1 protein-coding gene is annotated in these 293 nt (G+C 64.5%); it reads right to left on the reverse strand.

Annotated features, from left to right (window positions below; genetic code table 11):
• A partial coding sequence (locus tag U862_RS29260; protein WP_177327386.1) for an immunoglobulin-like domain-containing protein occupies positions 1-281 on the reverse strand: 281 nt, incomplete at its 3' end.
• Positions 282-293 lie beyond the last annotated feature (12 nt).

Genomic DNA, 293 nt, shown 5'->3' on the forward strand with positions numbered 1-293 from the left:
CCGGTCACGCCGGTGATCGAGTTGCTCAGCGGCTCATGACCGTTCAACGCATCGTTCGGTGCGGTGGTGGTCACGGTGCCGGTGGTCTTGCCGACTTCGATGGTGATGGTCTGGCCGTTGGCCAGAGTCACGACCACAGGCGAACCGGTCACAGGCGCGCCGACAGTGGCGGTGTAGGTGACAGTGCCGCCCTCGGCCACCGAGGTATCGGCGGTCAGTTTGACGGTCGAGGTGTCGATGGTGTCAGTCACTTCGGTGACCGCAGGGACGGTGCTCGGCACCAGGTTCTCGAA

It is taken from the genome of Pseudomonas sp. H1h, from assembly GCF_000633255.1.
In the GTDB taxonomy this organism is placed as follows: domain Bacteria; phylum Pseudomonadota; class Gammaproteobacteria; order Pseudomonadales; family Pseudomonadaceae; genus Aquipseudomonas.